The organism is Sporosarcina sp. FSL K6-1540, assembly GCF_038620285.1.
GTDB lineage: Bacteria > Bacillota > Bacilli > Bacillales_A > Planococcaceae > Sporosarcina > Sporosarcina psychrophila.
In genome coordinates this window covers 1,872,410-1,894,628 of sequence record NZ_CP152018.1, presented here as the reverse complement: position 1 = coordinate 1,894,628, position 22,219 = coordinate 1,872,410, and the positions used below count along the sequence as shown (strand labels likewise).

Sequence of the window (22,219 nt, the reverse complement as noted above, 5' to 3'; positions counted from 1 at the left end):
TGTCATAATTCGTTCATATTCTTCGGGCATACTAAAATTAATCAGTTCCATGAAGGAGGAAAATAAATGAAGAATAATGCAATGAAATATGTTTTAGCAACCGTATTGACTCTCGGTGTAATTGGGTCGGTAACTGCCTATGCGAAAGAGGACAGCGAGACGACGAAAAGCTCCCCTTCATTCGAACATAAACATGGGGAGCAAGGAGATGCTAAAAAGTTTATTTCTGAGAAGGCAGAAGAACTTGGTATTAAAACTGACGGCAAGGACACGAAAGTAATTTTCGAAGAAGTACAAAAAGCCATGACCCTAAAACACGCGAAAGAACTAGGCATTGATACTGAAGGTAAAGAAATAAAAGCCCTTCAGAAAGAAATTTGGAATGCGAAACTTCAACTAGCAGCTACAGAGTTAGGCATTGATGCAACTGGCAAGGACGATGAAATGTTAGCAAAAGAAATTCGCGAAGCACAAATTACGAAAGAAGCAAAAGAGCTTGGTATCTCCACTGTTGGCAAAGAATTCAAAGCACTTGCAAAAGAAGTTGGGCAGGCTAAAGTTTTAAAAAAAGCAAAAGAACTGGGTATTGAAACAGATGACAAAGATCATCATGACTTAATGAAAGAAGTACGCGACAAAGAAATTTTCAATGCTGCTGAAAAACTTGGCATCGATACAGCGAACAAATCCGCACGTGAACTAATGAATGAAATCCGTACAAATTACGCCGACAAAGTTGAAGATTTGGACTTGTTCCCTTCTAAGGTAGAAAAAGACTTTTTCTTCGATAGACCACGTGATGGTAAAGGAGAACATTTTGAAGGTCGACGTGACCATGACAAAGACGACAATGGGGGGAAATCACAAGTACCAGAAAAAAGTAATACCCAAGAATAAAAAGACTGAACGAAAAAACGAATCTGTTTTTTCGTTTTTTTATTCTCCGTAATAGTTTGTTCATATTTCTCCTGTAGAATGAAGTTATATCAAACATTGGAGGAATTAAAAAATGCGTAAAAAAAGGTTATTCCCATTGTTAGCAGTCAGTCTACTCGCAATTATTCTAACTGTCACAACAGGCTGCTCAAAAGATTCAAAGGCGGCAGATGAAACTGTTGCAACTGTCGGTGATGAAAAAATTACGAAAGATGAATTATATGAAGTTCTCGTTCAATCTGCTGGAAAAGAAGCACTTACTGCAATGATTGACGATAAAGTCGTTGCACTTGAGTTGAAAAAAGAAAAAATCTCTATTTCAGATAAAGAAGTAGATGCAGAACTTGCAATATATATCGAAAATGCAGGTGGACAAGAAGCGTTTGACGCAGCACTTAAGCAGAATACAATGACTGAGAAAGAATTCAAAGAGAATATTATTGATTATTTATCTATCCGAAAAATAATTGAGCCACGTATTGAAATAACTGACGAGGACATCAAAGCGTACTTCGAAGAAAACAAAGAATCCTTTAACGAGGAAGAACAAGTCGCAGCCAGCCATATTTTAGTGGAAGATGAAGCCACAGCGAAAAAAGTTGCGAAGAAACTTGCAGATGGTGAGGATTTCGCAGCACTTGCAAAAGAATTCTCAACAGATACAATGAGTGCAGAAAGTGGCGGAGAATTAGGCTTTTTCCCACGTGGTAAAATGGTAGCCGAATTTGAAGAAGCAGCATTCTCCATGAAAGTTGATGCAATTAGCGACCCTATAAAAACAGAACACGGTTATCATATTATTCATGTAACCGATAAGAAAGCAGCAAAAGCTGCAACATTTGATGATCATAAAGAAGAAATAAAAGGACTATTACTAGAAGAAGGTGTACAAGCAGAGTACGTTAATTGGTTAGATGAAGCAAAATCAGACTATAAAATCAAGAATTCGTTACTCACAGAATAAGTTAAATATCGAAAAAACGTACTCCCTTCAATGCAGAATGATAGATACTGCGTTGAAGGGTTTTATTATTCGTTCTGCTTACATAGTTGAACGAATAATAAAACCCTTCAATATGCTGTACATACATAACAATTTGATTCATTTCAGATGAATTTCACCTACAAAAATAGTCGATTTACTACAACTCACTAGAAAGCGCTTTCACTCACTTCCTTTGCGATATATTATATGCAATGTATAAATTTCGCTATTATTCGACAGAATTTTATGCTATTCTAATTAAAATTCTATATTGTCTGAAAGGGGAGAATACTATGTCTCAAATGCTAGCTTTAGTTATCTTGGTCGCTATTTTATATATCGGAGATGTCGTCTCTGTCCGGACGAAAGCGTGGATTCCATCCGTTTTCGTCTGCGCTGTCCTCTTCCTGCTAGGTTATTGGACGTTTTTCCCGCAAGATATTGTTTCGCTTGCCGGCGTACCGCCTACTGTCGCATCAATGATGATTTATTTACTCATTACCAATATGGGTACATTGCTATCACTTCAACAACTGAAAGAACAATGGAAAACCATTTTAATTTCCCTTGCTGGAATTTTAGGGATTGTCGTTGCCCTATTCGGAATCGGTACAATGCTATTTGGTATTGAAACAATCATCGTTGCAATTCCACCTCTCGTCGGCGGTGTTGTATCTGCGTTGATCATGTCAGAAGGTGCTGCCAACGCCGGACTCGCAACATTGGCTGTATTCGCGATTGTCATTTACGTGATGCAAGGCTTCGCGGGTTATCCTCTTACGTCAATTGTTCTTAAAAAAGAAGGTAAAATGCTTCTTGAAAAGTATCGTAAAGGCGAACTGAAAGAACAAAAAACCAGTACTCAAGCTTCAGTTTCAGAACGACATGAACTTAAGCTATTTAAGAAGATGCCGGATAAATTCAATACAGACTACTTTAAGTTTTTCCGACTCGCACTCGTCGGATTCCTTGCGTATCTCGTTTCTACATTGCTGGCACCTATTGTGGTAATTAGTCCTTATGTGCTTTGCTTATTGTTTGGTATTATTGCAACAAGTATCGGCTTTTTGGAACGTCACGTACTGCAAAAAGCAAATGGGTTTGGATTAGCAATGATGGCACTTATGCTGTTTATCTTTGACGGTTTGAAAAAAGCGACACCTTCCATGATGATGGAAATTTTGTATCCACTCGTCGGCTGTATCGTATTGGGCGTCGTCGGTATGTACATCTTCTCGTTGTTCATGGGGAAAGTACTGAAAGTCAGTAAAGAAATGGCATTTGCTGTTTCGTTAACTGCGTTATACGGCTTCCCAGCGGACTATATTATTACCAACGAAGTCATCAATTCATTAACGGAAGATGAAAAAGAAAGAGAAGCACTGACAAGTCACATGTTACCGCCAATGCTCGTCGGCGGATTTATAAGTGTCACGATGGTTTCGGTTATCCTTGCGGGCCTCTTCGTCGGATTCTTGTAATGAGCTAATTTAGAAACTAATCAAACGAGGAGGACTAGATATGACAGCCTATCAACAACGGATTGAACAACATATCGAATTGTTGAGCCGATTTACAGCTACACCAGGTGCGGGTGTAACGCGGCTTACATATAGCCAAGAAGATTTACAGGCTCGGAATTATATTAAAGAAAAAATGGTGGAGTACGATCTAACAGTGACGGAAGACGGGTTCGGCAATATCTTCGGCAAGCTTGAAGGAGCTTTACCTGACGCCCCTTCCGTTATCGTCGGCTCTCACTTTGACTCTGTTCCAAATGGTGGCGCGTATGACGGTGCTGCAGGTGTTGTTGTCGGATTAGAAGTGGCTGCACTGTTCAAAGAGAACAATCTTAAGCCAGCCTACCCGCTTGAAATCATTGCGCTTGTTGAAGAAGAAGGTTCCCGTTTTGGCGGTGGCCTAATGGGCTCACGTGGGATGATGGGTTTATTGACAGCAGAAGATTTCAAAACACTTGCTGATAAAGATGGCGTTTTAGCAGTAGATGCGATGGCAGATATCTCGGTCAACCCAGCGAATGAGAAAAAACGAGATCCGAAAACGATTAAAGCCTTTCTAGAGTTGCACATCGAACAAGGCCCTATTCTCGAGGAGACAAACATTCAAATTGGTGTCGTTGAAGCAATTGTTGGACTGACTCAATTAGAAGTGACTGTACAAGGCCAAGCTGGACATGCCGGTACAACACCAATGGATCGACGCTCCGATGCACTCGTTTCCGCGGCACAAATCATTGCCTCCCTGCCAGGTATTGCGAGCGGTGAAGGTCAAGGAACGGTCATTACAACGGGTCGATTGAATGTCTTTCCGAATGGCGCAAATGTTATCCCAGATAAAGTTGTCTTCAGTGTAGACATTCGTTCAGGTAAAGAAGAGCATGTACTGAATGCAGTTCGCAAAGTGGAAGAATTGATTGTCCAACAAGATGGCAACGGTATTCGCACGTCAATTGAACAGCAACTCTACATTGAGCCGAAAGAACTCGATAGCAGCATCCGCTCTTTATTAAAAGAAGCGAGCGACCATCTTGAAATTCCTTATTGTTCAATTAATAGCGGTGCGGGCCACGATGCAATGGTATTCTCAGATTATACGGCTTGCGGAATGGTGTTCATCCCAAGCAAAGACGGGCTAAGTCATTGTCCGGAAGAATGGTCGGATCCAGGTCACCTTGCAGACGGCACGACTATTATCTATGAAGCGGTAAAGCGATTAACGGAGGCTAAAATAGTATGATCAATCAAAAAATAAAAGAAGCTATCACAAACTATAGCGACGAACTGACGGCACTGCGACGCAAATTACATAGCGAACCAGAACTGTCGTTTGAAGAAGTAAAAACAACAGCGTTCGTTTGCGCCTATTTAGATGAACTCGGTATTCCCTACCGCAAGACGGAACCTACAGGCGTTATTGCTGAAATTAAAGGCGCGGCGGGCGGCAAAACAGTCGCACTGCGCGGCGATATGGATGCACTCTCTGTTGAACAATTAAACACGCATGTACCTTATGCTTCCAAGATTGAAGGAAAAATGCATGCATGCGGCCATGATGCACACACATCGATGTTGCTAATCGCTGCAAAAGCATTATCCGATGTGAAAGATGAACTGCCCGGTAACGTACGCCTGCTCTTCCAACCTGCAGAAGAAATTGCACAAGGCGCAAAAGCGATGGTCGATCAAGGTGCCATGGACGGCGTCGACAATGTTTTCGGCATCCACATTTGGTCGCAAATGCCGACGCATAAAGTTTCTTGTACACCAGGGCCCTCATTCGCTGCAGCTGACATTTTCAAAGTCCACTTCACAGGTAAAGGCGGACATGGTGCCATGCCTCAAGACTGTATCGATGCAGCACTCGTCGCTTCTTCGTTCGTCATGAATGTCCAGACTGTCGTTTCACGGACGATTGACCCGCAACAAGCAGCGGTCCTGACTGTAGGTAAAATGGAGGTCGGCACGCGTTTCAACATTATCGCTGAGAATGCTCTGATTGAAGGAACCGTTCGTACGTTCAATCAAGACGTCCGCGATCAAATCGAAACAAGCATTTCACAATACGCCAAAAGCGTCGCTGACATGTACGGCGCAACTGCGGAAGTTGAGTATATCCGTGGAACACAACCGGTTATCAACGACGAAGAGAGTGCGAACCTTGTTCAACAAGTTGCAACTGAAGCATTCGGTCCAGACGTTGTCTATGATGAAAAACCGACGATGGGCGCCGAAGATTTCTCGTTCTTCCTCGACAAAGCACCTGGCAGTTTTGCACTTGTTGGTAGTGGTAATCCTGAAAAAGATACGGAGTGGTCACATCACCATGGCAACTTCGATATTGATGAAGATGCGCTCGTTACTGGAGCAGAACTATATGCGCAGTATGCATGGGCTTATTTGAATAAGTGATTAATTGAAGGAACGGAAAAGCCGATTTGGCTTTTCCGTTTTTTTGTGCTTTGCGGTGACAATAGGCTCGATGGCGGTGATAAACCCCATTGAGTCGGTGATAACACGCTCGATGCCGGTGATAAACACAGTTGTGTCGGTGATAATATACTCCGCGGCGGTGATAATCTTGTTGCAGTTAGTCATATAATCGGTGTGCTATGATAAATCTACTCACTACAACTCGATTGAAAAGAGGTGTTCCTATGAATTTCATTGCTTGGACAATCGTTGCGTGCGAAATTGGTTTCTGGGTCGTCATTGCTCTCGGACTTATCACCCGCTATATTTTCAAACGCGAAAAGCTCGGTTTTTTCTTCCTTGCTTTGACACCAGTTATCGATTTAGTATTACTCATCGTCACAGCAACTGACCTATACAACGGGGCAACCGCAACACAAGTGCACGCCATCGCGGCAATCTATCTCGGGTCCTCTATCGCGTTCGGCAAAAGCATAATCCGCTGGGCTGATGAACGGTTTCGTTACTACATTCAAAAAACGGGCACAAAACCGGTGCGTAAAGCCGGATTTGAATACGCTCGACACTCGATGAAAGGCACATTGCAGCATCTGCTCGCTTATATTATCGGCGGTTCTTTCCTTGTCGCAATGATTTATTTCATTGGGGATCCAGCAAGGACAGAAGTACTATCCTCTACTTTGAAAGTATGGGCACTCGTTCTCGGGATTGACTTTGTCATTTCTATTTCGTACTTCATCTGGCCGCGTCCGGAGAAAGTTAAATAAGCTAATTGCAAAAGCCGATCTTTTCGAAAGATCGGCTTTTGCAATTAGCTTATTTTTGTTCTAATCGTTTAATAGTACTCCAGATGCCTAGACATACTTCGGTTTTTATAAGGCATATGATCGGATGTGCGGGGGTTATGATCGGGTCACTTGTTATATGATCGGCTGCATGGGGTTATGATCGGTTCGTCTGTTATATGATCGGACGCATGGGGGTTATGATCGGTTCGCCTGTTATATGATCGGACGCGCGGGGGTTATGATCGAGTCACTTGTTATATGATCGGGCGCTCCAGGTTACGCTCGGTTCGCCTGTTATATGATCGGTCGCGCGTGGGTTATGCTTGGTCCACTTGTTATATGATCGGCTGCACCAGGGTTATGATCGGGTCACTTGTTATAAGATCGGACTCACGAGGTTATGATCGGGTCACTTGTTATATGATCGGACGCGCCGCCGTTATGATCGGGTCACTTGATATACGCTCGAATGCGCCAAGGTTACGCTCGTTTAACAACATATATGATCGGATGCAATAGCCCATTCTTTCACCAAAGGTCAACTATTTTCCAAACAAAAAAGCCGACCTATTCAATAGGCCGGCTTTCGTTTCGTTAATCAATCGCGTAATAACTACAAACTACTTCAGCAACAGACTTTGCTGAAACCAGAAGAGCATCTTCATCAATATCAAATTTCGGGTGATGATTCATGAACGCCCTTTCTACGCCTTTAGGTTTGCAACCAATATTAAAGAAAACGCCTGGAACTTTTTCCAAGTAATACGCAAAGTCTTCTGACCCCGAAAAGACGGGGAATTCCACTACTTCTTTGATATCGGGATCATCTGATTTTTTCAAAATGGAGACAACTTCTGCAGTCACCGCTGGGTCATTATAAAGCGGCGGATAATCAGCCGTATACGTCAACTCGCACGTGACGTCAAACTCCAGTTCAATGCCGCTCACAATACGGTGAATTTCCCGGGAAATTAACTGCTGGGTATCCTCATTCATATACCGGACATCACCTTCAAGCTCTATGCTATCTTTGATAACATTAAACGAACCTTTTCCGTCAAATGAACCGATTGTAACAACACCCATTTCAAACGGATTTAAACGCCTACTGACAATGGTCTGGATTGCCGTTACAAAATGAGCACCTGCAATAATCGGATCGTTCGACTGATGCGGGGATGATCCATGACCGCCACTTCCTTGAATCACCAATTTAAAATACGTTCTCCCCGCCATTGCAAAGCCGCTGCGATAACCAATCGTACCTGTTGAATGCGAAGGGAATAAATGCGTCCCAAAAACCAGATCCAAATCATCTAGCACACCTGATTCAACAATACTCTTTGCTCCACCCGGCGGCGTTTCCTCCGCATGTTGGTGAATAATTTTAATTGTACCCGCAATCGATGATTTCATCTGAATGAGACAATCTGCAAGAATTAACATGTACGCGGTATGCCCGTCATGTCCACATGCATGCATCACGCCATCATTTTTCGATTTGAACGGAACATCTGTCGCTTCATGAATCGGCAACGCATCAAAGTCAGCACGGAGTCCGATTGTCTTACCGGGCTTATCCCCTTTAATTGTTACGATGATTCCATATCCATTGCCAACATTCGTCTGCACTTCTACATCTTTTCCTTTATAAAAGTCAGCGATATATTGTGCAGTTTTTTCTTCTTTAAAAGACAGTTCCGGATTCTCATGTAAAAAGCGTCGAATTGCTATCATTTCGTCTTTACGACTTTCTAGCAGTTGCATTAATTCCTTTTTTGTCTCAATTACTTCTTCTACTCGTTGACTCATAACTAGTAGCCCCCTTTATTATTCTGCTGCCTTTTTATTTTTTAACTTCTCAAGAAGTATACAAGCAACGACTGTTCCTAGTATACAAAGAAACGTTTTCATTGAAGCCGGCACCGGGCCCAAGTTAACCAGTAGTCCAAAAGCCAATCCAACGATGCCCCATAGCGGTTTCTTAATGGCAAATTGAGCAATAACCCCACCAAAAATGGCTGGCAGGACAAACTGGAAGCTAGCGGTCAATGTTGCCGGCAACAGTGCAATCAGATATGAACCGAAAAGAATCGCGAACACAAGAATGACTGTATTGACGATGGAAGCTGCTGCTATAGCGAGTGTTGCTGTTACTTCCCCTTTTTTCGTCCCAGGCTCCGCACCGACTACACTTTGAGCAATTGATGCACTTGGCAGACACATATTACCTATATTGCCAGTTAAAAAAGCAAGATAAGTGCCCGAAACACCCAAAATCGGATAATAACTAATTGGCTCAATAAACCAGACTACCGCAATAATCGATGCATAAGCGAGGAACCCGGACAGTATTGGTGACCATCCCGGATGAAAATCAAGACCAAACGATAGATAGAGAGGCAAAGCCAACGTCAGTACGATAACACTCCAAATCGTCAAGCGTCCCCAAAAATGTGATTTAGCATGAAACGTTGCAAAGTCGAGTGTTGCATCTGTCTCGTCCGTCCGTAAATCCCCTTGCATCATCACTTCAGTTTCCCCTTCATTCATAATCGTCATACCGTTTCTCCTGCCTTCCTCGTTAAGTTAGTAACAGTCCTATTGATAACCCCACAACAATCACTAATCCGAGAGACCATTCTCTTAACCAATTCATTTTAAACTTATTAGAAGCCCATATGATAACCGGCATGACAAGAAATGCAGCTATAAATACCACCGTCTCATTGATCCCTTTTATCATTTGCCCTGCACCAAAATAACCAAAAGCCCCTATCATTGCTGCAGTCGAAACAATACTCAACAGTTTAACATTGTTATTTTTTCTCGAAATTTTCTCTTGAAACTTACCTAGTGATTTCGTGAATAACGCAGTAACCAATAACCAGCCCATTCCACCAAGACACATGACCCAAACTGCAGTCGTGAATGCTTGTTCAGTAAATGTCGACGAACCCAGTTCCGAGCCGGCCGCCTGTGCTCCTAGACTCGCGCCGACCGTTTCGATTGGTGCCGATCCGACGATACCGATTCGCATGAGTGTAACCGGATTTCCAAGGAAAGTAATTAAGGAAATCGCGACGATAATAATTGCAAAAGAAGGCCCTAACGAACTGATTGCCCCCGTCCGCACGACCGACCTCACCTCTAAAGTTGTCAGTCCAACAGAGGGAGCTGTTTTTGAAGCAAGCCTGATGAAGACAACTGCTTGAAATATAACAATACCAATGACGAGAGCCGCAATAATCCATATTGGGAAGCTGTTTGCTACTTTCAAAACTTGTTCCATCTTCTTTCCTCCTCATTACGTTTTGTCACCGGCAATTTTATACGGTTACTATTTTCGTATTACAACTAATTCATAGGGTAAATAATAAAGCGCTCACATTGTTAGAATTTTTACTCTTTTCAATTTATGTTCATTACTATACACTGGAATTAGTGTGATAACAATGTTCATTCATACACTGTTTTAGTGAATTATATAGATATTTCTACACCACCGAAAGGAGAAAAGAGATGAAAACAGATAAGACAACTAATCCTTTATTACAAGGGAAGTTAAGGGATGTCGAACTGACAGTTTTAGTCGACAGCATTCGTTCAATCACTTCCAGTTTGGACCTTGACGAAGTTTTGGGGGAAATCATGCGGAATGCACTCAAAGTGATTCCAGCTACAGATGCAGGGTATTTAATGCTTTACGACGTGGGGACAGAGCGGCTACTAGTAAAAGCACCACTTGGGTTTAATGACAACATTTACAATTTCAAAGTGAAACCAGGAGAATCTATTACAGGGACTGTATTCGAGGATGGGCTAGGACTGATATTCAATTCCAAAGAAGAAATACTCAAGGCAATGGATTATCACCATGTTTCAAAATCGAACTTTCATCATATTATTTCATCCGCAAACATCCCAGAAGCACTTATTTGCGTACCCATTTCCATTGAAGACAAAAGGATTGGCATCATGATTACTCATCAATGGCATCGAAAAAAAGTGTTAGATGAACATGATCTTCTCCTACTGCAGGCGTTTGCTGAACAAGCCGCTATCGCCATTCAAAATGCTCAGTACTTTACAGAAGCGAATAATCGAATCGAAAAAATTACGCAGTTAAGTGCGCAGCTGGAAGAACGAAATATTCAACTTCAAAAAAGGCATAAAGTGCATGAAACATTGACCACTATTTCGTTGGAGAATAAAGGTCTCGAGGCAATCGTCCATGAATTCAACCTAATGCTCAATTCACCCGTTACCTTTTTCAACGTCATTGAAGACAAATTCTATTTACATGACCCTAATGAAATACCTAATTTCGATCAATTTGAACTGAAAAAAATCTTTTTAACAAGAAGGAAACCTATCCACCTCAAAGCGAATCACCCTTCCGTAAAAACCTATTATATCTACCCTGTTTATAATGGCCCTGTTTTTCTTGGGTGTTTCCTGATTCACGTGACCGAAGAAATTTCCGAGTCAGACCGAATTGCACTCGAACAAGGGAGTTCCATATTAGCTTTGGAATTAATCAAAAATCAAACCGTCACTGAATACTTTTATAAAAAGACGCACGAACAGTTCCTTGCGCTGTTAAACGCAAAAAACGATGATCATCTTGAAACACTAGCAAAGGAGTTCGGTCTAAACGCCTCCACATATTGGTTTATGGCGATTTTTGAAATACCGAATTACACAGATTTGCAGCTACTGGAAATCAAGATTCACCATCTAGTACTGAAATTAAAAAACGAACTACCCAAGACTGAAACAATGATTTATGGGTTACAAAATCGAGTCATCTTCTTCGCCTCTATAACAGAATCCAGCCACTTTAAGATCTTCCAACAAAAGTTCAACGTCGTCAAAGAAGAGTGGGATGCGAAGGATCAACATTCTTTCCGCGCTGGCATTAGCTCGACTTATAAAGGATTACACGCCATTAAAAAGATTTACGAAGAAGCGAACAAAACACTGACATACCTAACCTCACGTAATCGGCTAGATATCATTCGTTACGAAAACATTGGGTTAAACAAGCTCTTTTTAAATCAGTCGCCCAGGGAAATCCAACAATTTATCGATGAGGTCTTTCTTCCCCTATCCTACCCTCATGAAAAAAAGTCCGAGTTGGAAGAAACCTTGCTGACCTATTTCGAATCAAACCGTTCCGCTACAAAAACAGCTGAAAAACTACATATTCACATCAACACACTATACCAGCGCATTCGGAAAATTGAACACGTACTGCAACTCGACTTAAACGACAATGAAGACTCCTTGAAAATACACCTAGCCTGTCATCTACGTTCTACTTATGTATAAAAATCGAAAAAGCCGACCCATCATAAGGTCGGCTTTCTTCGTATTACGTGTTATGCGTTCATACTTTTCAATGCTGTTCCAACTTTTACTGTACGTCCCGCCTGATGAGCAACTGCCGCTTTAATTGCCGCTTCGTCATCCGCTATTTTTCCATCTTGTCCGACAGTTACGCTTGTACCGTACGGGTTACCACCAGCTGCAAATGTAACTGCGTCGGTGAAACCTGGTGCCGCAACAATTGCTCCCCAGTGGTACATTGTTGTGTATAAGGAAAGAATTGTTGCTTCCTGACCGCCATGTGGGTTTTGTGCTGAAGACATTGCGCTTACTGCTTTATTAGCGAGCTTGCCTTGGAACCAAAGACCACCTAATGTATCGATGAAACTCTGGATTTGCCCAGGTACATTACCGAAACGTGTCGGTACACTAAAGATAATCGCGTCCGCCCACTCAAGATCTTCTCCTGTTGCAACAGGTACATCTTTCGTTGCTTCAGCATGCGCTTTCCAGCCCGGAGATGAATCGATTGCAGCTTGTGGAGCTGTTTCAGCCACTTTCATCAGTCGTACTTCAGAACCTGCTGCTTCAGCCGCCTCTGCAGCCCACTGTGCCAATTGGTAGTTCGTACCGCCTGAACTGTAATATACGATTGCTGTTTTTGTTTTTGTCATGTTTACCGTCTCCTCTTTACTTGTTGTAGTGTTTTTGCCGAATAACCTGTCTAAAAAACTCATTTTTTTATCTCCGCTTCTCTTTTCATTTCACAAATGTTGTTTTGTACCACTCTGCCGCTGCGTCCACTTCCGTACGCGTTAGCGAATGACCATTCATTTCCCAGTGAACTTCCGTCACTGCGCCCGCGCCTGCCAATAATTCCTTGAGATCTTCTGACTCCTTCGCAGGGCAAATCGGATCATTTTTTCCTGCGGTGATGAACACCGGAATGCCGGCTAAATCTGGCAAGTCGATTCCACGCCTCGGTACCATCGGGTGATGAAGAATTGCGCCTTTCAAAGCCTCTGCATAATGGAACAGCAGGCTTGCTGCGATGTTCGCTCCATTAGAATAACCAACCGCAACGACATTCAACCTGTCAAAACTATTTTCTTTTGCAGCTTCATCCAGAAACGCATTCAATTCCTTCGTACGGAAGATTAAATCCTCCTCATCGAATACCCCTTCCGCCAATCTACGGAAGAAACGCGGCATGCCGTTTTCAAGGACATTTCCTCGAACACTTAGTACCCCAGCATCGGGGTCAATTAAGTCGGCAAGTCCCAGTAAATCCTGTTCTGTGCCTCCTGTGCCGTGAAGCAAAAGTAACACCGGTTTTGAAGCATCTTTTCCTGGTTTATAAATATGTTTCATAGTATATCTCTCCTCGTATCAATCAATTTCGCGCACTTCAAAAGGGATCAAAGAAGATTCCAGCTTTTCGCGACTGTGCTCATATTGCGTTGGAAGCATAAGATTTTCTCCCATCGTCTCCACGGACTCGTCATGTGCAAAGCCTGGTGCATCCGTTGCAATTTCAAACAAAATATTTCCGTGTTCTCGGAAGTAAATCGCATTGAAATAGTTTCTGTCTTTCACCGGAGTCACGCCATAACCATTCTCTTCAACAAGTGATTTCCAGTCCAGTTGATCCGCATCATCTTCAGCGCGCCAAGCGATATGGTGTACTGTGCCGACACCCATTTGTGCACGACCTGATGATGTTGTTTTCAAATCGACGACATTGCCAATGTCCGCTGTTGAGCGAAACCGGATGTATTCGCCTTCTTCACCGATTTTTTCAAGCCCCATAACTTGTTCAAGAAGATGAGCCGTTTTTTCAGGTTGTGTAGATAATAGCGTTGCGCCGCCAAACCCTTTTATAGCGACATCCGCTGTTATTTCACCAACCATCCATTCATTCTTTACCCCATCTTCTCGCTCGACAATCTCAATTCTCAAACCGTGTGGATCATCAAATGATACATACGTTTCACCAAAGCGGTTTGATCTGCTAAACGCAATCTTAAATTTCTCAAGACGGTTTTCCCAGAAAGTCATTGCCCCGACCGGTACTACGTACGACGTAACACCGACTTGACCATCCCCAATTGTTCCTTGGCGAGCATTAGCCCATGTGAAAAACGTAATGATCGTACCCGGTGCACCGTTTCCATTACCAAAGTAAAGATGATACGTCCCCGGATCATCGAAGTTGACGGTTTTCTTGACAAGACGCAACCCAAGAACACCCGCGTAAAAGTCGACGTTTTCTTGCGGATGTCCGACGATTGCAGTTATGTGATGAATGCCCATTGATTTTTTCGTCATATCAATTCTCTCCTCGAATTAGTAGAAAGTTATTTATCTTGAATTCAAGGTAATCATATCAAGCAGAGTTTTCTTTGTCAACGAGTTGGCTTGAAGTGAATAAATCAGATGTAAGAAACGAGTCACCGCCTGTCTTGTTAAATGATAGACGCTAAAAAATAAATAAAGAGGCTATCTAAGATAACCTCTTGTCACAGTACATTCATTATTACCAAGGTTCATCCTATCGAATAGTAGGGATGCATAATTCGCTATCTACGCAACTCATATTTTTCCTTTCCGGATAAACAATGAACTCCTTCCATTTATGACAACGGAAGGAGTTCATTGTTTACTATTCAAAATTAGAGATTCGCCAGTACTGCCAAGCAATTACCTCGGACATCCACGCGAGCCCCTTACTTTCCGCTTGGTGAATTGGTTTCCATTCATTCTCTTCACCGCGCATCAGGTAAATCTCATGATGGGGCGCCTGATCGTGGTAACCCGTCATATCAAACGTTCCGTCCCGCCTCATAACTGCCCGCACTTCATAGTTAATGTCAGGGGCCGTTGTAAGGGGATTGCCGACAGCATGCAGAAGATGAAATCCCGCTTCGTCTTCCCCGTGATTTGTCCGTTTCAACGTAATCCCATCGTGTGAAGCGGTTGCTTGTTTCCTAAAGCGCTTAAAAGCATCATAGACAATCGATGGCCCAACATCCCTTGTAAACGTCAACGGAGAACGTTCAAGGTCATATGCCAGTTCGATGTCCACTCGGGTCCGATAACTGGCTCCATTTGAATCGAATCCCCTGTCATCCCCTTTAAAATAACGATTTCGCGATAAAAGATTCGGATTCAACACCCAGTCATCCTGCAAAAACGTCATGTAGCGGAACCCCCACCTATCTACATTCGGGAGACGAACTCTGTCTTGAACAGGCGTCAGCAACTCCCTCGGCTTGGCAATGGATTTTGTCACCGAAAACTGTTCAATCACCGCTTCTGCCTTCGACGAAACCGGATTCAACAGCCCAAAAACAGTGGAGACAATCGACTGAAAGACGTTGAATCGTTCTTCCGACTTCGCAAGTGAACGCTTAGATTTAATCGTATACGTATAGATTTCATCCAACGAAAAATCCCTGTCGATGTAAGAATTACCGACCGCCGTTGTCATATGCGTCCCATTTCGGTAGACATCATATTCAGCGACATCTTTAATTTCCTCCCAAGACAATGCAATTTGCGTCTTTGCGACAATCGTTGTCATGACAAGTGACTGAAGCGGACTTTCTTTGTTTTTCTGTTCAGCAAATGCTGACGTTTGCAATGCAATAACGTCAATTACAATACCATCTTCAACACGTTCGATTACGTAATTATATAGTTTCGCATGCTTGAAATCACCGTCACTAAATTCAGAGACCGTTCCTTCATACAAATGATGCCCGTCTCTATAAACTTTGTAAGTTCCGCCGACATCATTCCATGTGAAATAGATTAGATCTGCCTTATGCAAAACGGTTTGTATTTCAAACAGTTTCTTTTTCATCCGCACACCACACCCCTTACTTGGAAGTGTGGTATATTTCGCGAGCAGTTAAACATTACATTTCAATACCTGTTAATGAAAGAAGGACCGCACCTTTTAAACGACTTGCTGCTTCTCCAGGATCTTCTTCTCCAGAAATTGCAGAAATAACCGCTACCCCTGACGCACCCGCTTTAATGATAGCACTGGCTCTGCGTTCTGAAATTCCACCAATCGCAACAATAGGTAAACCAGGTAACAACGATGCCACCTCCCTAATTGTCTCGATACCAATAACCGGTTGCGTATCCATTTTCGTCTGTGTCTCATAAACTGGACCTAGACCGATATAATCAGCCCCTGCATCAGCTGCCGCAATCGCTTCTGTTACATTATGCGTAGAAACACCTATTAGCATGTCTGGACCAACCTTGTCACGCACTGCTGAAATATATCCGTCTTCCTGCCCGATATGAATACCGTCTGCACCAATTTCAATCGCAAGACCTATATCATCATTGACAATGAAAGGTACACTATATTGTTCACATAATTGCTGACACGCTTGTGCAAAAGCCTTCAATTCTTCACCCGTTAATGCACCAGGCCCTTTTTCACGTAATTGAAAGCTCGTTATACCACCCTTTAGCGCCTCTTCTAAGACATGTAACGGGTCGCGTCCCGCCAAATTCACTGTACCCATGATGAAATATAAGTTAACTGTTTGCTTATCCATAAACTACAACCCCTTCCATTGTCTTGTTACCGCGGCGTCCATATGCCCAGTGATTCGTCGGACCATGGCCGCCACCAATTTTAAGTCCATCTTCAATTGCTGCGTGGATAAAACATTTTGCAGAAACAACTGCATTCGCTGACGTTTCCCCATTTGCCAAAAACGCTGTCAGTGCCGCCGAATACGTACACCCTGTTCCATGCGTATCTTTCGTATCAATCCATGGTGCGCGAACCGAGAACCGTTCCCCGTCAGCCCCCATGAACAGATCTTCCGCATAAGGCGCTTCTTTCCGGTGGCCCCCTTTAATAAGAACCGCCCCCGCGCCCAACGCTATTATATGTTTCGCCGCTCGTTCTATGTCTTCATTCGTCTTTATTTCCATTCCTGCAAGCACTTCTGCTTCTGGAATATTAGGTGTAACAATAGCTGCAAGAGGTACAAGTACAGTCTTCAACGCTTCAACCGCCTGTCTTTCTAGCAATGAAGCACCCCCTTTCGCAATCATTACCGGATCAATGACAAGTGGAATTCCGCTCCAATGAAACGCCTCTCCCACTGCATAGATAATTTCTGTCGAAAAGAGCATCCCTGTCTTAATCGCTTTAACATCAAAATCTTCAATAACTGCCTGTATTTGCGCTTTAATAATAGCGGTGTCAACCGGCTGTATCGCCGTCACTCCAAATGTATTTTGCGCTGTCACCGCTGTCAGTGCCGACGTACCGAAAACACCCAATTCTTGGAACGTCTTCAAGTCTGCCTGAATACCCGCACCACCACCACTATCCGACCCCGCAATTGTCAATGCCACACGTACCATTCGATTCGCCACCCTTTTATTTATACTAAAAAGCCGCTTCCCGGTGGCGTAAGAAAGCGGCTAGCCATTTAACTATTCGTAAAAGGCGTACCCACTTTCCTACGCCGGTATAATCCGGATCAGGTTCCAAGGGTCCGCGCATTCATGCACGTCTCAGCCTAAAAAAGGCTCCCCTAGTGGTTGTTAAACTATTCAGCTTTGTAGCAAGTGTAACATATCTAGTGTGAGATTGTGGGAATGTTTGGTCCATTTTCAATAGAAGCATAGAGTAATGGAAATAAAAACCCCCATCAAATAGGTTCAATATATATAATAAACTCGTTTCACGTGGTAACAGTTTATTCCATTCTATCGTCGATAAGAGTATAGTTAGTGACATAAACAGAAAGAAGGCGCAGTTTATGCATAAAGCAGACAGCAGACCGAATAATCCCGACAAATCCATGTGGATCAGTCTTTTCGGGACACTCGTTATTATTGCAGTGGTCATTATTACTAATCTTACAATGGGTTAACATTCACTAAAACGTAGATAGGCCGACATCACAGCGGCCTGTTTTTTTATTCAGAACCCCAAATTCTTTCCACTTCTGAGTCCCCATCCTTAATCCGTATAACATACACGTCTGGATTCGTCAGTGCCTGCCACTGCCCAAAATCGAATCGTTCATCATAACAACTTAATAATAGCGCCATTAAATTCCCGTGTGTTACAAGCACTGTCCGCGAACCGTCACCCAGCTCATCCACAACATCACAGACCCTCGACATCGCTTCACTCGAAGATTCCCCACCCTCATATTTTAGATGAAGGTCAAAAAACGTATCTTCCAGCTTTATCAACCAATCCTCGAAATCCATTGAACTTAGCACGCGCTCCATAAGCCGACTATCCACCTCTACATGCAACTTCTTCCGCTCAGCTATAGGCCAGCCCGTCTGACGTGCACGAGAAAACGGACTCGTAATAATCCGATCCACTTCGATATCTTCGAAAAACGCTACAAGCTGACCCGCCTGCAGAATCCCTTCAGCAGTCAATTCCGCGTGTGGTGCCTGTCCTTCTGCGGAGCAATGACGCACGATGTAAATTATTTTTTCCATACCCGCTCCACCCCATTCTTCTTACTAAATAGACATACAGCCCATTCGTAAACTAGCTGTAGTCATCCCTATTACTCTTTTTCCCTTGTATGCTCCAAAGAAAACATCTCAATGTTTTAGATTCCTTAGAAATCACAACAAAAAGTGCCTGTACAATAAACCATCATGAAAATTTAAGCATTCATGGTGGTTTCTTATGCAGGCACTCACTATTATTTATTCATCTGGGCAAGGAAGTCAGCTAAAGGGTCTTCCTCTTCTACAACAGAGGTTTCTTCTGGCTCCTTTAACTGTTCCCAATCAAAATTATCCAGATCATCCTCTATGTTAATCAATTGATGTTCTGTTTCCACCTCAACGGCAGCGCTCGTTTCTTCCTGCAAATATAATGCTGCATTTACATCTATTGCATTGCTGTTCAATGATGCAAAGAGAGAAGCTGTGCGGATTGGATCGGACATCAACTGATAGACGATACTCCCTAGTAGCGCCTCGGAATGTTCGTGCTTTAACCAATCACGTTGCGCTTTAGTTAACCCTTTTGGGAGCGGAATTGTTATGGCCTCTCTATGCTTTAAAAGTGAGTCATTCACCCCATCTATCACGAACTCCGCAATTTTACTGGAAAAGTTTCTTCTTTCGACTTCTTTTAACTTTTGCAGTTGCTTTAGTGTGTGGTCAGATGTATCTGATGGGAGACGAAATGTAATGGGCTGTCCCCTTTTTAATCCCGCGTCATTCATGCATAGTCACCTTACTTTGTTTTAACTAACTTTTCTTCTTCTTTAATTTTGACTTGTTGATTTTTTTTCGCAAAGTCTGAAATTAACTTGTAATAAGCGTTGGCCATCATCCAAACACTTTCTTTTTCATCTTCAAAGAAATCGATATTATAACCATCTAAGCTATTATTTAACGTTTTAAGATAGTCTTTAAGGACAATAGAGCCTCCGCCGATGAAATAGCAGATCTCAGATTGCGAGTTTCTTGCCCATACATTCCGTAAATGGCGGTATTGCTTTTTCGCTAACTCCAAGAGAATCCGATCTACAATGTCATGAACACTTGTCCGGCTTCCTTTTACCATAATATGATTACGGTTATTTTTCTTCGTTATAATGTCCACAACATCTAGACGACTGTCCAGCTCTACGCCATGTCTAACATAAATTTCTTCTCGAATAGCATCCAGAGACTCTGAAACACCCAAGTTAAAGCCTTGCGCCTTATCATCATCAACTTTACGATTCCTAATGACCGCAACATCCGTTGATAATCCACCGATGTCTTGTATCAAGATTTGTTTATCGATTAATTCTTTATTAATGATGTTTAAATTATTATCCATTACAAGGTTGATAAACGCAGCAAAACCTTCTGGATAAACCTTTACTTCATCAAATTTAATATTTACTTTTATACCTTGATATTTAGGTGTAACCAAAAACTCTACTTGGTGAACAGAGCTAAGCAATTGGGAACGATAACCAACGTCTTTCCCTTCCTTTACTTCTCTCAGTGGAAGTCCTGTACCTAGTGTATACGTAGCTTCAATTACATTATTATTACGTTTAAAAATACCTTTATTCTCATCACGAGCTGCATCTATTGCAAGTGCCGCGAACAACATCACCAAAGTTTGATCTTCCTCAGATTTGTTGCTACCTGGATCTAGTTCAGTTGAATTACCACTTTTCGTAGCAAGATTCCCAACACGGTAAATAGCGTTGTTATCTTTTAATGTTGGAGAGTGCAAACGAATATGAATGCCATCAGTAGGCTCTTGGTTGTCTAGTTCTTCAATGCCGATAATCGGACGATCTGCAATATCTTGTGCAATTACATTGGGTATATTGAGTTCTGCTTCCAATTTACCGAAAATGGCTTTTAATGAATCGTTTCCTACGTCAATTGCTGCAATACGTGTTTCTGTCATAAAAATCATCCTCCCCAATTATTCTATCTTTCTATTGAAATGGTACTGGAATTTTGTTGGCAGGTCAATCCAATTCAACTATTTAACACACAAATGTAATATTGTGTACCTTGCTGTAAACTTGTACACATTAGCGTATACACACGCCATCACTGGTTGCGTACGTGTTTGTACACTTGTACACATTAATGTTTACAAATGTATACATTAATGTATACAAGTACACTGTAATGTATACATCCACAAAAATAGTTAAGATGGACGTTTACTCAAGTTCGATATAAGCCCTCCTTCCCCTTCCCTTCCTAACTTCAAGCTGAAGCAGAGCTTGCTTACCATTCAATAAAAAGGGTATTCACAAATAAAACCCATTAGACATTCCCTTACTTTTCTAAAGTGCCAGTGATTATAAGTTGTTATTCGATCTGTTCCCACCTTCATTACAAGCATGCGAGCTGTTGACCAAGCAATTTCGGCTTCTCAGTTTCGCCTCTAACATGCCTTTACGGGTTAAATAGTATCATCAATCACCAATTAGCTTACGCCACACTCCAGGCCCCCAGCTGCATCTAGGAGTAACCTGACTAATAATAGGTGGCCGAACAAGACAAAATGACAAACATTTCATACACCAAAATAAAAAACACGAAAAAAAGTAGACATCTATTTGAATGTCTACTCATTTTCACGTTTTTACGTACTCCTACTAATTATTCCAAACCCACCAAACGTTGCTACTCAATACTAAGGCGTATCTGACTCAATCCGTTTCATGAATTCCTCTACTGCGCTATAACCTTGCTGCTTTAAATACCAGTTATTTGCAGCGGCTTCAATCAAACCTGCGATATCACGCCCTGGTTGAAGTTGAATTTGGATATGCGGAATCTGTACGTCCATGTATTCCACAAACTTCGTTTCCTGCTCTAATTCATTATTCAAGTCATTTTCTTTCCACTTAGTTAATTCGATATCCAGTGCAATCCGCGTTTCATCCTGGAAAGCGGCTCTTCCATAAAGGCGCACCACATTTAACAAGCCAATACTACGCAACGCAAGAAATTCTTTGCTATTTTCGTCGTGCGTCCCGAGCAAGGTTTGTGGGCTAAGCTTTTTCAACACCACGACATCATCTGCCACAAGCCGATGTCCCCGACCAATCAATGTATGAGCCGTCTCGCTTTTCCCTACACCAGACTTGCCGCGGAGTAGAATACCCATTCCCGATACATTGACGCAAACGCCGTGTATTGCAATTTCTGGAGCCATTGCTTTCACAACATACGCATCTAATTTCGCACTCAATTCACTCGTGGAATCACGAGTGCGTAACACCGGGATTTTCTCTTCCGTACAGTATTGAATCAGGCCCAGTGGCTCTTCCTGCTGGGATGTAATGATGATACATGGGGGCGCATATTGAACAATATTTGCAATCCGCAGCATACACTCCTCAAACGTCAGCGTATGAAGGTAATTAACTTCATTTTTCCCCAGAATTTGAACATGTTCTTTTGCAATAAAATCAAATATATCCATAAACTCTAATCCTGGACGACGTACTTTGGATTTTTTTATAATACGATGCAATTGGTCGTGTCCGCTTAACACTTCCAAGGAAAACGTATTGACTATCTCTTCAATCGTAATCGTTTTCATGAACAGCCTCCATTCTGCAGTCTTCTTACATGACCTCTTCGTTTACTTTACCACCAATTGGAGCTAATTCTTAGCGACTATCTCCAACTTAAAACTACACTAAATATGTTCAACAAATGAATACGGC

At 42.4% G+C, this 22,219-nt stretch carries 20 protein-coding genes and 1 riboswitch; of the genes, 7 read left to right on the top strand and 13 right to left on the bottom strand.

The window, feature by feature from the left end; translation table 11 throughout:
- Positions 1–66: 66 nt before the first annotated feature.
- The 6 genes from MKY15_RS08600 to MKY15_RS08575 all read left to right on the top strand — a co-directional run bounded on the left by MKY15_RS08600 (position 67) and on the right by MKY15_RS08575 (position 6,638).
- Positions 67–897, top strand: coding sequence for a hypothetical protein (locus MKY15_RS08600; protein WP_342539463.1), 831 nt, complete (start codon positions 67–69; stop codon positions 895–897).
- A 112-nt stretch (positions 898–1,009) separates the two neighbouring features.
- The gene (locus MKY15_RS08595) at positions 1,010–1,900 is read left to right on the top strand and encodes a peptidylprolyl isomerase (protein WP_342539462.1); all 891 of its coding nucleotides are present in this window, start codon (positions 1,010–1,012) and stop codon (positions 1,898–1,900) included.
- A gap of 314 nt (positions 1,901–2,214) precedes the next feature.
- Positions 2,215–3,402 (top strand): hypothetical protein, encoded by a 1,188-nt coding sequence (locus MKY15_RS08590; RefSeq protein WP_187046436.1) that lies wholly within the window; start codon positions 2,215–2,217, stop codon positions 3,400–3,402.
- Positions 3,403–3,442: 40 nt separating this feature from the next.
- Positions 3,443–4,678, top strand: coding sequence for a Zn-dependent hydrolase (locus MKY15_RS08585; RefSeq protein ID WP_342539461.1), 1,236 nt, complete (start codon positions 3,443–3,445; stop codon positions 4,676–4,678).
- Positions 4,675–5,850 (top strand): amidohydrolase, encoded by a 1,176-nt coding sequence (locus tag MKY15_RS08580; RefSeq protein ID WP_342539459.1) that lies wholly within the window; start codon positions 4,675–4,677, stop codon positions 5,848–5,850. The genes MKY15_RS08585 and MKY15_RS08580 overlap by 4 nt, the downstream gene beginning before the upstream one ends.
- Before the next feature lie 245 nt (positions 5,851–6,095).
- Positions 6,096–6,638 carry a hypothetical protein gene (locus MKY15_RS08575; protein WP_342539458.1) on the top strand — a complete coding sequence of 181 codons (543 nt, stop codon included), beginning with the start codon at positions 6,096–6,098 and terminating at the stop codon, positions 6,636–6,638.
- A gap of 615 nt (positions 6,639–7,253) precedes the next feature.
- On the opposite strand, the gene MKY15_RS08570 is transcribed toward MKY15_RS08575, so the two are convergent.
- From MKY15_RS08570 to MKY15_RS08560, 3 genes are read right to left on the bottom strand one after another with little or no spacing between them, the layout of a single operon-like run.
- Entirely contained in the window at positions 7,254–8,471 is a 1,218-nt protein-coding gene (locus MKY15_RS08570; protein ID WP_342539457.1) for a M20 family metallopeptidase, read from the bottom strand.
- Between the two features lie 18 nt (positions 8,472–8,489).
- On the bottom strand, positions 8,490–9,221 hold the full coding sequence (locus tag MKY15_RS08565) for a small-conductance mechanosensitive channel (RefSeq protein ID WP_342539456.1): 732 nt from the start codon (positions 9,219–9,221) through the stop codon (positions 8,490–8,492).
- Between the two features lie 22 nt (positions 9,222–9,243).
- On the bottom strand, positions 9,244–9,951 hold the full coding sequence (locus MKY15_RS08560; RefSeq protein WP_340741245.1) for a DUF5058 family protein: 708 nt from the start codon (positions 9,949–9,951) through the stop codon (positions 9,244–9,246).
- A 230-nt stretch (positions 9,952–10,181) separates the two neighbouring features.
- Between MKY15_RS08560 and MKY15_RS08555 the strand changes: the two genes are divergently transcribed.
- Entirely contained in the window at positions 10,182–11,993 is a 1,812-nt protein-coding gene (locus tag MKY15_RS08555; protein ID WP_342539455.1) for a helix-turn-helix domain-containing protein, read from the top strand.
- A gap of 50 nt (positions 11,994–12,043) precedes the next feature.
- Here the strand turns inward: MKY15_RS08555 and wrbA are convergent, their stop codons facing one another.
- The 10 genes from wrbA to hprK all read right to left on the bottom strand — a co-directional run bounded on the left by wrbA (position 12,044) and on the right by hprK (position 22,092).
- The gene (wrbA, locus tag MKY15_RS08550; protein ID WP_082786455.1) at positions 12,044–12,727 is read right to left on the bottom strand and encodes an NAD(P)H:quinone oxidoreductase; all 684 of its coding nucleotides are present in this window, start codon (positions 12,725–12,727) and stop codon (positions 12,044–12,046) included.
- A 22-nt stretch (positions 12,728–12,749) separates the two neighbouring features.
- The gene (locus MKY15_RS08545) at positions 12,750–13,361 is read right to left on the bottom strand and encodes an alpha/beta hydrolase (RefSeq protein WP_067204585.1); all 612 of its coding nucleotides are present in this window, start codon (positions 13,359–13,361) and stop codon (positions 12,750–12,752) included.
- Between the two features lie 18 nt (positions 13,362–13,379).
- The gene (locus tag MKY15_RS08540; protein WP_342539453.1) at positions 13,380–14,318 is read right to left on the bottom strand and encodes a ring-cleaving dioxygenase; all 939 of its coding nucleotides are present in this window, start codon (positions 14,316–14,318) and stop codon (positions 13,380–13,382) included.
- Positions 14,319–14,652: 334 nt separating this feature from the next.
- Positions 14,653–15,855, bottom strand: coding sequence for a DUF3238 domain-containing protein (locus MKY15_RS08535; RefSeq protein ID WP_342539451.1), 1,203 nt, complete (start codon positions 15,853–15,855; stop codon positions 14,653–14,655).
- A 55-nt stretch (positions 15,856–15,910) separates the two neighbouring features.
- Positions 15,911–16,570: a thiamine phosphate synthase gene (gene thiE, locus MKY15_RS08530; RefSeq protein WP_342539449.1), complete on the bottom strand. Its 660-nt coding sequence runs from the start codon at positions 16,568–16,570 to the stop codon at positions 15,911–15,913.
- Entirely contained in the window at positions 16,563–17,393 is an 831-nt protein-coding gene (gene thiD / locus MKY15_RS08525) for a bifunctional hydroxymethylpyrimidine kinase/phosphomethylpyrimidine kinase (protein WP_342539448.1), read from the bottom strand. The genes thiE and thiD overlap by 8 nt, the downstream gene beginning before the upstream one ends.
- A 79-nt stretch (positions 17,394–17,472) precedes the next feature.
- Positions 17,473–17,578: riboswitch (TPP riboswitch) on the bottom strand.
- Positions 17,579–17,954: 376 nt separating this feature from the next.
- Positions 17,955–18,497 (bottom strand): histidine phosphatase family protein, encoded by a 543-nt coding sequence (locus MKY15_RS08520; RefSeq protein ID WP_342539446.1) that lies wholly within the window; start codon positions 18,495–18,497, stop codon positions 17,955–17,957.
- 212 nt (positions 18,498–18,709) lie between these two features.
- The gene (locus MKY15_RS08515; RefSeq protein WP_187046424.1) at positions 18,710–19,240 is read right to left on the bottom strand and encodes a hypothetical protein; all 531 of its coding nucleotides are present in this window, start codon (positions 19,238–19,240) and stop codon (positions 18,710–18,712) included.
- A gap of 11 nt (positions 19,241–19,251) precedes the next feature.
- Entirely contained in the window at positions 19,252–20,433 is a 1,182-nt protein-coding gene (locus MKY15_RS08510) for a ParM/StbA family protein (RefSeq protein WP_067204556.1), read from the bottom strand.
- 744 nt (positions 20,434–21,177) lie between these two features.
- Positions 21,178–22,092 carry an HPr(Ser) kinase/phosphatase gene (gene hprK / locus MKY15_RS08505; RefSeq protein WP_067204553.1) on the bottom strand — a complete coding sequence of 305 codons (915 nt, stop codon included), beginning with the start codon at positions 22,090–22,092 and terminating at the stop codon, positions 21,178–21,180.
- Positions 22,093–22,219: the final 127 nt, after the last annotated feature.